Annotated in this window: 9 protein-coding genes; 7 read left to right on the forward strand and 2 right to left on the reverse strand. The window is 62.4% G+C overall.

The features are described 5' to 3' along the window. Nucleotides 1-534 precede the first annotated feature (534 nt). A complete protein-coding gene (locus tag AAAX36_RS06680) occupies nucleotides 535-2,835 on the reverse strand; it encodes an LTA synthase family protein (RefSeq protein WP_349074776.1) in 2,301 nt (766 codons plus the stop codon). A gap of 213 nt (nucleotides 2,836-3,048) precedes the next feature. Here AAAX36_RS06680 and AAAX36_RS06685 point away from each other — a divergent pair, with 213 nt between their 5' ends. The 5 genes from AAAX36_RS06685 to AAAX36_RS06705 all read left to right on the forward strand — a co-directional run bounded on the left by AAAX36_RS06685 (nucleotide 3,049) and on the right by AAAX36_RS06705 (nucleotide 8,829). Continuing rightward, nucleotides 3,049-3,924: a nitroreductase family protein gene (locus AAAX36_RS06685; protein ID WP_349074777.1), complete on the forward strand. Its 876-nt coding sequence runs from the start codon at nucleotides 3,049-3,051 to the stop codon at nucleotides 3,922-3,924. A gap of 166 nt (nucleotides 3,925-4,090) precedes the next feature. Beyond that, nucleotides 4,091-6,118 carry a KUP/HAK/KT family potassium transporter gene (locus AAAX36_RS06690; RefSeq protein ID WP_349074778.1) on the forward strand — a complete coding sequence of 676 codons (2,028 nt, stop codon included), beginning with the start codon at nucleotides 4,091-4,093 and terminating at the stop codon, nucleotides 6,116-6,118. Between the two features lie 31 nt (nucleotides 6,119-6,149). Then, nucleotides 6,150-6,374 carry a hypothetical protein gene (locus AAAX36_RS06695; RefSeq protein WP_349074779.1) on the forward strand — a complete coding sequence of 75 codons (225 nt, stop codon included), beginning with the start codon at nucleotides 6,150-6,152 and terminating at the stop codon, nucleotides 6,372-6,374. A 111-nt stretch (nucleotides 6,375-6,485) separates the two neighbouring features. Then, nucleotides 6,486-8,111 (forward strand): ATP-binding protein, encoded by a 1,626-nt coding sequence (locus tag AAAX36_RS06700; RefSeq protein ID WP_349074780.1) that lies wholly within the window; start codon nucleotides 6,486-6,488, stop codon nucleotides 8,109-8,111. Nucleotides 8,112-8,115: 4 nt separating this feature from the next. Further along, nucleotides 8,116-8,829 (forward strand): response regulator transcription factor, encoded by a 714-nt coding sequence (locus AAAX36_RS06705; RefSeq protein WP_117648427.1) that lies wholly within the window; start codon nucleotides 8,116-8,118, stop codon nucleotides 8,827-8,829. A 94-nt stretch (nucleotides 8,830-8,923) separates the two neighbouring features. Here the strand turns inward: AAAX36_RS06705 and rlmKL are convergent, their stop codons facing one another. After that, nucleotides 8,924-11,482, reverse strand: a complete 2,559-nt coding sequence (rlmKL, locus tag AAAX36_RS06710) for a bifunctional 23S rRNA (guanine(2069)-N(7))-methyltransferase RlmK/23S rRNA (guanine(2445)-N(2))-methyltransferase RlmL (RefSeq protein ID WP_349074781.1) — start codon at nucleotides 11,480-11,482, stop codon at nucleotides 8,924-8,926. A 75-nt stretch (nucleotides 11,483-11,557) separates the two neighbouring features. Between rlmKL and AAAX36_RS06715 the strand changes: the two genes are divergently transcribed. After that, nucleotides 11,558-12,385, forward strand: a complete 828-nt coding sequence (locus tag AAAX36_RS06715) for an HAD-IIB family hydrolase (RefSeq protein WP_055286282.1) — start codon at nucleotides 11,558-11,560, stop codon at nucleotides 12,383-12,385. A 193-nt stretch (nucleotides 12,386-12,578) separates the two neighbouring features. Beyond that, complete coding sequence (locus tag AAAX36_RS06720; RefSeq protein WP_055286284.1) at nucleotides 12,579-13,283, forward strand: transaldolase; 705 nt, start codon at nucleotides 12,579-12,581, stop codon at nucleotides 13,281-13,283. Nucleotides 13,284-13,352 lie beyond the last annotated feature (69 nt).

The raw sequence follows: 13,352 nt of genomic DNA on the forward strand, positions 1-13,352 counted from the left end.
CAATCGTACAAACGTGAAAGCCTCGAGATTCTCGAGGCTTTTTTCTTGACACTTGTGGACGCAACCGTGGCAAGCGTTTGGGGTGACATTTTCCATCACCTCGATGACGAGGCCGTTCTGGACAACACGCTCGCATACGTTCGCTGGATGTATTCAGAGTGGGAAGGGCTTTCCTGATGGATGGGGTTTCGGAAAGTGCGTCCCAGAATTTGCCTTTGGAATGGGATGGAGTTTCCCAACGGGGCCGTAAGCGGAAACTGCATCCCGCTCCGGACGTGAATTCTGGGACACGGTTTCCGGATGCAAAAAGGCCACATGACGTGGCCTTCAACTTATATATGTTCAGCAGATGTCCCCATGACAAGCCGCGTTTCAACACCGAGGCGTCTGCCCGGCGACGCGGAACGTAAGGTTCATCGCGAGTTCCGCACGAGCCGGAGAGCACTTAATGTGCTCTCCGTGCGAGCAGGACTGTCCGAGCAGGGAACCTTACGTTCCGCGCCGCCGGGCAGACGAACCAGTTAAGACGCGCCGCTACTTGATCTTGGTCGTACCCGGTGCCAGGTTGGGGTCGGTTTCGTTGGCCTCGGTCTGGAAGTGCTCGGTGTACACGTTCTTGCCGTCGCGGAACATCTCGTAGTACTGCATCTTGGCGTAATCCTCGCGCGCCTTGGTGGCGGCTGCTGCGGCGGCGTCGTCGCCGGTGACGTTGGAGGAGAGCGCCCAGCGCAGGCTGGCGTCCTCGTAGCCCACGGAGTTGATAGCGGGCAGCGACTCGCGCAGCGTCATGTGCGCCTTCTGATAGTCGGTCAGCGGTGCGCCGATCAGCTGCATAAGCTGCGTGGACAGGTAGTTGGTGGACAGGTCGTCGACCTCGCTCGTCTGGTCGCAGCCGGCAACGTCGTAGTTGGCCCAGATGATGTAGTCGGTCTGCCACAGGCGCTCCTGGTGGGTGGCGTCATCCTCGTTGGTAAACCACTTGTCATTGAACTTGGACGGGAAGAACGGCTGGTGATCGCCCCAGAACACCACGACCACCTTACGGTCGAGCTTGCTCAGGGCGTTGAGGAAGTAGCGCAGCGCCTGGTCGGACTGCTCGATGCACGAGACGTACTCATCGACATCGGATAGCGTGCCGTCCTCGACGGTCTTGGCGTCCAGGTCGGTCGTGTCGATGTTCAGGTGCATCTGCTTGTCGACCGGCAGCAGGCCCGTATCGTAGCCCGAGTGGTTCTGCATGGTCACGTCGAAGATAAACTGCGGATCGGCGTTCTGGTCGAGCAGCTCAAGAATCTTGTCGTAGGTAGCCTGGTCGGTCACCATGCCGCGCAGGGTATCGGCGCCCTGGAAATCGTTGATGGACAGGAACTGGTCAAAGCCAAAGTCCTTGTAGACGTTCTCACGGTTCCAGTTGGTCGCGTGGTTGGGATGCATGGCCGTGGTGGAATATCCGAGCGACTTGAACTGCTCTGCCAGGTTCCCGGTCGTTTCCATGTTGTAGATGGTGTAGGGGTACACGCCCGAGCCCAGGTTGGCCATGGAGTTGCCGGTCATAAACTCAAACTCGGTATTGGCGGTACCGCCGCCGTAGGCGCTCACGTAGAGCTTGCCGCGGCTGAGGCAGTTGGACAGGTTCTTAAAGTACTGCGGGCCCTCGTAGCCGGCGCGCATGTTCTGGTAGATCGACAGATCCGAGAAGGTCTCGTTCATGATGGCGATGACCGTGGGCTTCTCGCTGTCGAACTGCTCCTTTGCGGCGGCGCGCTCATCGCTCTTAGCCGCGTCGGATTTGTCATAGGCCTTGGCGTACTTTTTGAGCGTGGCCTTGGCATCGTCGACGGAGTAGTCGGCGGGTTTGGGCGGCTTGATGGACTGCGCTGCGCTAATGAAAGCGGGCAGGTAGCCCTCGCGCCAGTAGCTCTCGAGCGGGCGCCAGGTGTAGACGGTGATGCCGAGGGTGTTGTAGTAGTCGATGAGCGTGACGTGTGCGGTCACGCCGCCCAGGCACAGCACGGCGACGAGCAGGTTGGTGAGCAGCATGCGCTTGGCGTTGGCGGCGCCCTTCTGACGGTGCGGTGCCACCAGGCCGGCGTACTCGCATAGCAGCATGGCGATGGCGGTAAAGCCCATGGACAGCACGCAGAACAGCGAGATGGAGAAGGTGTAGCCGGTGCCGGCGACCGCAGCGGCGGTGGAGATGGCCGAAAGGTCGCCCGGCTGGATGGGCATGGATTTAAACGTGATGACGAAGAACTCGGCAATGCCCAGGACAAAGAGGGCAAAGGCCAGGATCGCGGGAGCTGCGCCGTGGCGCTGGAACAGGAAGAACAGGCCGACCATGAGCGTGGTGATGATGGCCCACTCGAGTAGGATGCATAGGGGGTAGACCCAGGTAAAGTCGTGGTTGGACGAGACCTCCATGCCCAGCAGCGCAAAAACGCCGGCGAGCAGCAGGCACAGGACGGCCGCGACGAGCGGTTTGCCCACGAAGGCGCCGCGCAGGCGGGCAAGCTTGCCGGTGGGGGCGGGGGCGTCGGGCGCGGCGAACGCAAAGACGCGCGGGGCGATGCGGTCGCGTGCGATGCTGGCCCAAGCGCAGCCGGTGAGGATGGCGTTGGTCAGGATGAGCATCACAAAGGCGAGCGGCTCGTTTTGGGCGACGAGGCCAATGGCGCCCCAAATGGTCAAAAAGACCTGGAACAGGCCGAAGGCGACACTCCACCCAAGAGCGCTTTTGGCAACGGTGCCCGACTGAGCGCGAATGGCCTTGGCCTCGCGCAAGACAAGGTAGACGGTCGCCGCAAGACCGACGAGCGAGATGGCGGCAGCGAACATGCTGAGACTCCTCACAAACTAAAACGTACGAAAGCGGGGGTTTACCCGATTGTTACCAAGATATGCGCTGCAATTGGTGGCTGCGCACAACAACCAGCCATATTAACGCGCACGTGTGGCGGTGTGGCGCAATGTAGTGGCGACCTGCGCGATAATGGACGGGAATTACACGGAAACGTAAAGGCTTCTTAAAGAATTGGCGAGGATAGAGCTATGGGCGAGCAGGTTTGTATGACGGGTGCCGAGTACTGCGGCGGAGCTGCGGGCGTGGATACGAACGGTTATCCGGTCGAGACTACGGGCAATGCGGTGCTGGACATCTTGGAGCATCGCTCGTCTACGCGTGCCTTCGCGCGCGATGACGACGGTCGCCCCGTGGCGGTGACCGACGAGCAGCGGGCAGCGATTCTGCACGCGGCGAGCCGTGCGCCGTCGGCAGGTGCCATGATGATGTATTCCATCGTGAGCATCCGCGAACAGGCTACGCTGGACCATCTGGCCGACCTGTGCGACCACCAGCCCATGATCGCCAAGGCGCCCTGGGCACTAATATTTGTGGTCGATTATGCCAAGTGGATCGATCTGTTTGAGCACGTGGGCTGCTTTGAGCCCGAGTTTGTCGAGCGCACGGGTAAGGCGCCCCGCCGCGCGCCGGGTTTGGGCGACTTTGCCATCGCGGCCCAGGACGCCGTGATCGCTGCGCAAAACGCCGTGGTCGCCGCCGAGGCCCTGGGCCTGGGGAGCTGCTACATCGGTGATATCGTCGAGAATGCCGAGGAAGTGGCCGAGCTGCTCGATCTGCCTCCGTATACCATGCCGCTGTCGATGCTCATCATCGGCACGCCCCGTAAGGAGCGTCCGGCCATTGCGCATCCCGTGGTGAACCTGGTGCACGAGGAGCGCTACTGCCGCGCCGATGCTGCGACTATGGACGCGCAGGTAGCCGAGATGGACGCGATGTTCCGTCCGCATGCCCGCGTGGTGGGGGAGCGCGTCGTGGACATCTATACCCGCAAGCACACGAGTCCCTTTATGGCCGAGATGAGCCGCTCCATGGAGTGGTGGTTCAAAAATTGGCTCGGCAAGTAACGAATGCGGCGATGTGACAAAGGGGCAGTCCCTTTGTCACATTCCATATCGCCGCGGTAGCCTAAAGACTGTATAAATCTTTATCTAGCTGGGAAAACAGTGCATTAAAACATGGGCCGATTACCTATAATCCCTTCGAACATTAAAGTTGGGAGGAAACCGGCTTATGGAACAAAAGGCCAAGGAGGCAGCCTCGCACGCTGCGATTCCTGTGAGCATCTCGGCGATGCTCGTCACGCTGGGCGTGGTGTACGGCGATATCGGCACCAGCCCTATGTATGTAACCAAGGCGCTCGTCGCCGGCAACGGCGGCATCGGAAGCGTCACGGAGGAGTTCGTGCTCGGCGCGCTCTCCCTTGTCGTGTGGACGGTCACGTTGCTGACCACCATCAAGTATGTGCTCATCTCGCTGCGCGCCGATAACCATGGTGAGGGCGGCATCTTTGCCCTGTACAGCCTGGTCAAGCGCTGCGGCAAGTGGCTTATCATCCCCGCCATGCTGGGTGGCGCCGCGCTTCTCGCCGACGGCATCCTGACGCCGGCCGTTACCGTTACCACGGCCATCGAGGGCCTGCGCACCATCCCGGCGGTCCATGCCGTGCTGGGCGATGACCAGGGTCGCGTCGTCGCCATTACGCTCGCCATCATCATCGCGCTCTTTTTGGTGCAGCGCATCGGTACGGCCAAGATCGGTCACGCCTTTGGCCCCATCATGACGCTGTGGTTCCTGTTCCTGGGCGGCACGGGTCTGTTTTTTGTATTCCAGCACCCCGCCGTGCTGCTGTGCCTCAACCCGCTGCGCGGCATCGCCTTTTTGCTGAGCCCCAACAACCACGCGGGCATCATGATTCTGGGCAGCTGCTTCCTCGCCACCACCGGTGCCGAGGCGCTCTACTCCGACATGGGCCACGTCGGCCGCGGCAACATCTACGCTACCTGGCCATTCGTTAAGTGCTGCCTGCTGCTGTCCTATATGGGTCAGGGCGCTTGGCTTATGAACAACGCTGCCAACCCCGAGCTCATGGGCATTGCCGACCTCAACCCGTTCTACCAGATGCTCGCCCCGGGCCTGCGCCCGTTTGCCGTAGGCCTTTCCACCGTCGCGGCCATCATTGCCTCGCAGGCGCTCATCACCGGCGCGTTTTCGCTGGTGTCCGAGGCCAGCCGCCTGGACCTTATGCCGCACATGCAGGTCTTCTACCCTGCCGAGACCAAGGGCCAGCTCTACATCCCCATGGTCAACAACGTCATGCTTGTCGGCTGCGTCATCGTGGTGCTGCTGTTCCAGAACTCGGCGCATATGGAAGCCGCCTACGGCCTTGCCATTACGCTGACTATGATGTGCACCACGCTGCTGCTCTTCTTCTACCTGCACGAGGAGCGCAAGCTCAAGGTTGCTCCGTGGATCTTCGCGGCCTTCTTCCTTTTGCTCGAAGGCTTCTTCTTCGTGAGCTCGCTCACCAAGTTCTTCCACGGCGGCTACTTCACCATCCTCATGGCTGCACTCATCATGGGCATTATGGTGTGCTGGTACAACGGCACGGCGGTCGAGCAGCGCCAGTTTACGCTGCTGCCGCTGCGCAGCTACCTGCCGCAGCTCAAGCGCCTGCGCGACGACGATCGCTATGAGCGCATGAGCGACAACGTCGTGTACCTGACCAAGGACACCCATACCGACTACATCGACCGCGATATCGTCTATTCGATCTTGGACAAGCATCCCAAGCGCGCCCGCGCCTGGTGGTTTGTGAATGTCGAGACCATGGACGAACCGCACACCTTTGCCTATTCGGTCGAGACGTTCGGCACCGATTACGTGTTCCGCGTGCATCTGTACCTGGGCTACAAGATCAACCAGCGCGTCAATGCCTACCTGCGTCAGGTCGTTCAGGACCTGGCTGCCACCGGCGAGCTGCCGCCGCAGACGCATGACTACTCGGTCTACAAGGATCCGGGTAACATCGGCACGTTCAAGTTCGTCCTGATCCGTAAGCTTCTGGCGCCCGAAAGCGATGTGGAGCCGAGCGAGCGTACGGCCATCACGCTCAAGTACATCATCCGCCGCGCCGCCGGCACGCCCGCACGCTGGTACGGCCTGGAGAACTCCAACGTGAGCTTTGAGTACGTGCCGCTGTTCACCAAGTTCAAGGCCGTGAACAAGATGCAGCGCCTGGCTCCCAACGAACGCCCGTAGGCGCCGACGGGTTGCACGGAGTTGGTTTTCGATGGACAAGATTGAGACCGGGGAGGCAAACATGGATGCAAAGATGCTTGATGGCCGCGAGGTGGTTGCCGAGCTGGTACGTGAGGCGCGTGTCGACGCCGCCGAAGATCGGTTCTTTACGAATCGTGCCAACATGGACATGGCCGACCGCGTGATCTCGATCGTGGCACTGGTATTTGGAGCGGTGTGCGTGTGTGCCCTGCTCGCGCACGTGCTGTTTGTCTAGCGACCGCCGGTTGCAAAGGCTATACACTTGGAACCACCACAAGGGAAACCACCACAAAGGTGCCTGTCCCTTTGTGGTGGTTTTTGTTTTTGAGAGAGGGGCGGGGCGCTGATGGACGTCCGTACGGACGACGATATTGCCGATAGCTTTTGGTGGCGGCGCACAACGCTGACGCGCCGCACTCCTCTGTATGACGCCTGCGTGTCGGTGGGGCTGCTGGTCGCGGCGACGATTGCGGGCGCGCTGCTCGACCATCCGGGTCTCGCGCCGAGCATCATGATCGTCTATGTGTTCGCCGTTCAGCTGTGCGCATTCTTTACCTGGAGTCGCCTGTATTGCTTGCTGAGCTCGGCTGCCGCCGTGGCGCTCTACAACTTCTTGTTTGTCGACCCGCGCTACTCGCTGTCGCTTATCGACCGCGGCTATCCCGGCATGTTCTTCATCATGTTCGTGGTCTCGCTTGTGTCGAGCTCGATTGCGTTGGCCCTGCGCCGGGCCTTGGCGCAGGCTGCCGCTAGCGACCGCCGTACGCATATGGTGCTCGAGACCAACCGCATGCTGCAGCGCTGCGCCGACGAGCAGCAGATCGTTCATGCCATGGCCACGCAGCTGGCGCGTCTTTCGGGCTGTCCGGTCGTGTGGTACAGCGCCGACGCCGAGGGCGATGACCTGCTGCCGCGTGCGACATACACGGCCGTGGGCGATGCCGCGCCGGTGCATGAACTGGCGCCGCAGATGCCGCCGCGGCTCCCGGCGTCCGCCTATGTGGGAACGCCGCTCGATGCCACCTATGGCGGCTCGGCGTTTTATGGCATCTACCTGACGGTTCGCACGGGCGACGGCTTCGTCCGTTCGGGCGACCCCGCCTCGGTGGTGGGCGTGCTGGCTATCGTTGCCGAGCCCGACGTGCTGACGCACGAGGAGCGGACGCTTGCCGATGCCATCGTGAGCGAAGGCGAGCTGGCGCTCGACCGCGCCCGCGCCATGGAGGCCCGCGAGGAGGCGGCGGTGCTCGCCAAAAACGAACAGCTGCGCGCCAACCTGCTGCGCTCCATCTCGCACGATCTGCGCACACCGCTTACCAGTATTTCGGGTAATGCCGACGTGCTGCTCGACCAGGGCTCGACCGGCACCGCCGTGCTCGATGCGCAGACGCGCCGCGGCCTGCTTCTATCCATTCGCTCGGATGCGCTGTGGCTCAACGCCACCGTCGAGAATCTGCTCGCCATCACCAAGCTCGAGGGCGGCGGCATGCGTCTGTCGACTACGCTCGAGCTCATGGACGATATCGTCGAGGAGGCGCTGCGCCACGTGAACCCTGCCGTGCGCGAGCACGACCTTAAGGTGGTGGCGTGCGATGAGCCGGCGCTCGTCAACGTCGATGCGCGCCTGATGGTGCAGCTGGTGGTCAATCTGGTGAACAACGCCATCACCTATACGCCCGCAGGCTCGCATATCATGATTTCGATTAGCGTCGACGATGGACGCGTGGCGTGCTCGGTGGCCGATGATGGTCCGGGCATCGCACCCGAGGATCGCGAGCGGATCTTTGAGTCGTTCTATACCGCCAACCATGGTCTGGCCGACAGCCACCGCAGCGTTGGCCTGGGTCTTTCGCTCTGCCGTTCCATTGCGTTGGCACATGGCGGTAGCATAGAGGTTGCTGCGGCGGACCCGCACGGTTCGGTCTTTACGATTGAACTTCCCGCCGCCGACGTTTCGTTTGATAAGGAGTAGCGCTGTGCCGAACTCTGCCGTGAAACCGCTCATCTTGGTCGTTGAGGACGACCCCGCCGTTCGCAATCTTATCGTTGCCGCGCTCGAGGCGCACGGCTTGCGTCATATGGCCGTGGAGACCGCCCATGCCGCCATCGCCGCCGCCTCATCGCAGGCACCGAGCATTGTGCTGCTCGATCTGGGCCTGCCCGATATGGACGGCGTCAAGGTGGTGGAGTCGGTGCGCGCATGGTCGGGCATGCCGATTATCGTGGTCTCGGCGCGCAGCGAGGATGCGGACAAAATCCGCGCGCTCGATGCCGGTGCCGACGACTATCTGACCAAGCCGTTTTCGGTCGAGGAACTGCTCGCGCGCATTCGCACGACGCTCAGGCGTCTTTCGTATGCACAGACAGGCGGCGTTGCCTCCGAGGGCTCGTTCGATACCGGCGAGCTGCATATCGACTTTGATGCCGGCATTGCCACGATGGATGGCGAGGAGCTGCATCTGACGCCGATTGAGTACAAGCTCCTGTGCCTGCTGGCACATAACGCCGACAAGGTACTGACGCACCAGTTTATCCTGCACGAGATTTGGGGCACGGCAACTAAGAGCGACCTGGCGAGCCTGCGCGTCTTTATGGGCACGCTGCGCAAGAAGATCGAGTCCGACCCCGCGCATCCGCGCTATATCCAAACGCACGTGGGTATCGGCTATCGCCTGGTCACCCAAGGGTAGGACGGCGTCCGCCATCCCACTATGAGTTGCGGTGAAATACGGTCTATATTTGCCTAATTCCAGGTAAAACAGTCCGTATTCCACCGCAACTTTGTTATTTGCCCTTGGGCTTGCTGGCGTAGAACTTCTTCTTTTTGGACTTGCCGGCAGGGGAGGGTTTGCCGGCAAAGTTTGATTTGCCGTTGCCGGCCTGCGTGGGCGCGGGCGCTGCTGCACGAGGCTTGCGCGCCTCGGGGTTGCGCAGCTCCTCGGTTCGCTCGGCAATCTCCTCGGCGCTAAAGCCGACCTCGGCCATGGCGTCCTCGATGGGCAGTCGGCGCACGATATAGCAGTGGTGCACCTTCTGGTTACGTGCGAAGTCCTCGGGAATGGTCTGCGCCGTAATGTCTTCCAGCACGACGCCCGCGCGCGCGAGCTTGCGCGTTTCGGGGCGGAAGCCGCGCAGGTTGCAGCTGAAGATGGCATGGCCGCCCTGCGCGAGCAGGCGAGATACGCCGGCCAAAAGCTCAACATGGTCGCGCTGGACATCCCAGGTACGGCGGCCCATCTTTGACGAGTTCGAGAACGTGGGCGGGTCGACAAAGATCAGGTCCCAGCGGTTGCGCGTCTGGCGCTGGTCGCGAATCCAGGCAAGCACGTCGTCGCGCACAAAATGATGCTGCGGCCCCACAAAGCCGTTCTGGCGCATGTTGCGCTCGGCCCAGTCCAGATAGGTGTTGGAGAGGTCGACCGTCACGGTCTCCTCGACGCCGCCATCGGCCGCGTAGCAGGTGGCAGTGCCGGTGTAGGCGAACAGGTTGAGGAAGCGGCGCGCCTGTTTGGCGTGCTCGCGCACTAGGTTGCGGGTGACGCGGTGATCCAGGAAGATGCCCACATCCAGATAGTCGTCAAAGTTGACGGCAAAGGTGAGGCCGCCCTCTTCGATGAGCGGCAGACGACGGCGTGCGATATTGGCACGCTCGCCCGATGCGCCCTTGCCGGCGCCCTGCTTGCCGTACTGCGAGCCGCCGCGCGAACGCATGCGGGCCTTGGCGTGCACATGCTCGGCCGGAACATCCAGGATGCGCGGCGCGATGGCCAAGATGTCGAGCATACGGGCCTGGGCCAGTGCGGGGTCGATGGTCTTGGGCGCGGCGTATTCGGCGATGACGAGCCAGCGGCCCGGCGTCTGCGGGCAACCCTCGTACAGGTCGATGGCAGCGGAGTAGTCGGGCAGGTCGGCATCGTAGACGCGGTAGCAGCTCACGCCCTCGCGCTTTGCCCACTTTCGACGCAGACGGGCGTTCTTGCGCAGGCGGTTGGCGAACTGCTCGGACTCCGGGATGAGCACGGGCAGCGGCTTGCCGTCGCCCAGGTCGAGCGTGGCGGTAGGTTCGGGCATGAGGGTGTCGGCGGCTTCGCCTTGGGCATCTGCGGTCTGCTCCTCGGCATCTGCGCTGGTCGCAGCTTCGAATGCCGCGGCGGCGTGGTCGAGCGAGGGCCAAACCTCAAGAGCCGCCTCCTCGTTATTGGGCATGACGGCGATCGAGCGCTCGGGCTCGGCGTGGAGCGCGCGGGCCAGCAAGCCGTCGCGGGTGAGAGCGGCGACCGGCGCCGAAGCGAGCTCGGGGGCGCGGCGCAGCTCGCCGATGAGCGTCATGGCATCGTGCATGAGCGAAAGCGGGGTCTCGGTCGTGTCCGCGACCAGGGCGGCACCGGCGACGGCGCCCGCATGGTCCAGCACGGTGGCGGGCTTGGCGGCACAAAAGTCGACAAAACGCTTGTAGCCGGCGCACTTGACCATGCGCTCGGCAGTCTTGCGGGCGGCGGGGTCGATGTCTACGGCCACGATGCGCGCCTGGCGCTCGCGCGCTGCCGCCTCGCGCTCGCGCGCCTCGGCAAGCAGCTGCTCCCACAGGACAGCGTCGTGCAGCTGCCAGCCCTCAAAGCCCCAGCGCTCGCGTGCGGCGCCCGGGGCGCGGTCGGTCAGAATGTTCACGGCCTCCAGCAGCAGACCGCCGCCGGCGCACGAGGCATCGATCAGCGTGGGAAGGGCTTCGTTTTCGTAATCGTCGGCCGTCAGCTCGCGCTCGCATAGTGCGGTCCAGCCGACCTGCGCCAGCACCAGGGCGGCGTAGTCGGGGCGCAACACGTGTGCGCCCTCGCCGGCACGAGTCGCAGCGGGCGGCAGACGCTTGAACAGCGGGTCGCCCGAAAGGTCCAGGCTGATGCTCGCGCGACGCTGACGCAGCGAAAGCAGTAGGTGAACATCGGGGTCGGCGGCATCGACGTCGGCACGACGTCCCGTGGTCTCGGCCAGGCGGTCGCACAGCGCGTCTTTGGCGCGCAGGGCCGAGAAGCGCGTGTTGCGCAGCTGCTCGGTCACGCCGCGGGCGGTGATGGCGATGGTGGCGCCGGGGCGGACGATGCTCTCCCAGGCGATGTCGTAAACGCTATCGTACAGTTCATCGGCATCCTGCGCCTCAAAGCGCCCGAGTACCACGAACACACGGCTCGCCAGGCGCGACCACAGACAGGCGCGGTAGCCTTCTTCGAGCTCGCCCTCAAATGTAGCGCGGCCCTTCAGCCGGCGAACATGCGAAAGCCCGAGGCGTTTAAGCTCATCGGCGAGTGCGGACTCAAAGCCCTCGGGGCAGCTTGCGTAAAATTCCATGGGTGACCTCTCTGGTTGCGTCGCTCCATTATATGATGGATGCTTCGTTTGCCCTTATCCTCGAAAGGAACCCATATGATTGATGCGTGTCCCGAACCCGCTGTGCTCTTTTTTGACGTGGACGGCACGCTGACGTCGTTCGATCCCGACAACATGACCGACAAGGACTTTTCGGCGGTTCGCCCCTCGCAGGCGGTCGTCGAGGCGTTTCATCGCCTGCGCAATGCGGGTCACCAGGCATTTATCTGCACGGGTCGTCCCTTGTGGCTGATCGCCGATGGCCTGCGCGCGCTCGACCCCGCGGGCGTCGTTGCCATGGCGGGAGCGACGCTCGAGGTCGAGGGCCGCGTGGTGCATGAGGACTGCTTTGACGAGCACGTTATCGAGGAGCTTGCACGCCGTATGGCCGCGGCAGGGATTGAGGCCTTTTTCGAGACCAACGTGGCTACTTTTGCCTTGGAACCTGCGGGTGTTGAGCAGTCGTCTCTGATCGGCACTTCTGTGGTGCACAGCGCCGAGGAGATGCGCGTCGACGGCAGTCTGCGCGTGGGCAAGGTATGCCTCAATGTGCCCAGTTTGGCTCGCGTAGCCAATGATGACGGCTTTATCGATCGCGAGTTTGAGCTGTGCAACACCGGTGGCCAGAATCGCGAGCTGAGCCCCAAGGGCATCAACAAGGGCGTGGGCGTGGCGCGAGCGCTGACGTATCTGGGCCGCGAGGGAAATGCGCGCACCTTTGGCTTTGGCGATTCGGGCAACGACCTGGGCATGCTCGCCGCCGTCGAGACGGCCGTGGCCATGGGTAATGCCATGCCCGAGGTCAAGGCGGTCGCCGACTACGTGACCGACGATGTCGCACACGACGGTACCGTCACAGCGATGCAGCATTTCGGCCTCATCTAATGAATCCCGCGTTCTGACGTTTGCTCAAACTGCGACTCTTTGCTTTTGCATGCTCAATCGATTTATCAATCCAAACACTGAGGTGTTTATACCGTTCGCCGAGAAGATAAAAAACCGCAGCTCACGCCTTGATAAACGTAGGTAAAGTGTTTAGCAGTTTAACGCCCGTGTGCAAGCGAAAGGAATCAGGCAGATGGCAATCAAGGTGTTCGCTGACGGTGCAAACCTCGAGGGCATGCTCGACATGTACGAGAACGGCAACGTTCAGGGTTTCACGACCAACCCGTCCCTTATGAAGAAGGGCGGCGTGACGGATTACCGCGCGTTTGCCAAGGAGGTCCTGGCCCACATCACCGATGTGTCCGTCTCGTTTGAGGTCTTTGCCGACGACGTCGAGACCATGGAGGTCGAGGCCCGCGAGATCGCTACCTGGGCCGAGAACGTCTACGTCAAGATTCCGTGCGTGACCACCAAGGGCGAGTCCACCGCCGAGCTGGTCCGCAAGCTTTCCGCCGACGGCATCAAGGTCAACGTCACTACCATCTTTACGCCTACGCAGGTCGATGAGATGGTCGAGGCCGTTGACACCGAGACGCCGTCCATCATCTCGCTCTTTGCCGGCCGCATCGCCGATACCGGCGTCGACCCCATTCCGTTTATGACGGAGTCGGTCAAGAAGGCCGCCGCAAAGCCCAACTGCGAGGTCCTGTGGGCGTCCACGCGCGAGCTCATTAACATTTACCAGGCAGAAGCCTGCGGTTGCCAGATCATCACGGTGCCCAACAGCATCCTGGCCAAGCGCAAGAACATCGGTCGCGACCCGTACGAGGTCTCGCTCGACACCGTCCGCGGCTTTGCCAAGGATATCGCCGCTTTGGGCTTCCATATTCTGCCGTAACGCGAACACTGGCTACGCCGCGGGCTGCTCGCCCCGGCCTTTCCTTTCCCTATCGCTCACGCGCTTCGC

Source organism: Collinsella sp. CLA-ER-H10, from assembly GCF_040092475.1.
Classification (GTDB): Bacteria; Actinomycetota; Coriobacteriia; order Coriobacteriales; family Coriobacteriaceae; genus Collinsella.

Excerpts from the sequence above, each read along its gene's own strand:
- AAAX36_RS06680 (WP_349074776.1), bottom strand. The coding sequence starts at position 2,835 with ATGTTCGCTGCCGCCATCTCGCTCGTCGGTCTTGCGGCGACCGTCTAC.
- AAAX36_RS06685 (WP_349074777.1), top strand. The coding sequence starts at position 3,049 with ATGGGCGAGCAGGTTTGTATGACGGGTGCCGAGTACTGCGGCGGAGCT.
- AAAX36_RS06690 (WP_349074778.1), top strand. The coding sequence starts at position 4,091 with ATGGAACAAAAGGCCAAGGAGGCAGCCTCGCACGCTGCGATTCCTGTG.
- AAAX36_RS06695 (WP_349074779.1), top strand. The coding sequence starts at position 6,150 with ATGGACAAGATTGAGACCGGGGAGGCAAACATGGATGCAAAGATGCTT.
- AAAX36_RS06700 (WP_349074780.1), top strand. The coding sequence starts at position 6,486 with ATGGACGTCCGTACGGACGACGATATTGCCGATAGCTTTTGGTGGCGG.
- rlmKL (WP_349074781.1), bottom strand. The coding sequence starts at position 11,482 with ATGGAATTTTACGCAAGCTGCCCCGAGGGCTTTGAGTCCGCACTCGCC.
- AAAX36_RS06715 (WP_055286282.1), top strand. The coding sequence starts at position 11,558 with ATGATTGATGCGTGTCCCGAACCCGCTGTGCTCTTTTTTGACGTGGAC.
- AAAX36_RS06720 (WP_055286284.1), top strand. The coding sequence starts at position 12,579 with ATGGCAATCAAGGTGTTCGCTGACGGTGCAAACCTCGAGGGCATGCTC.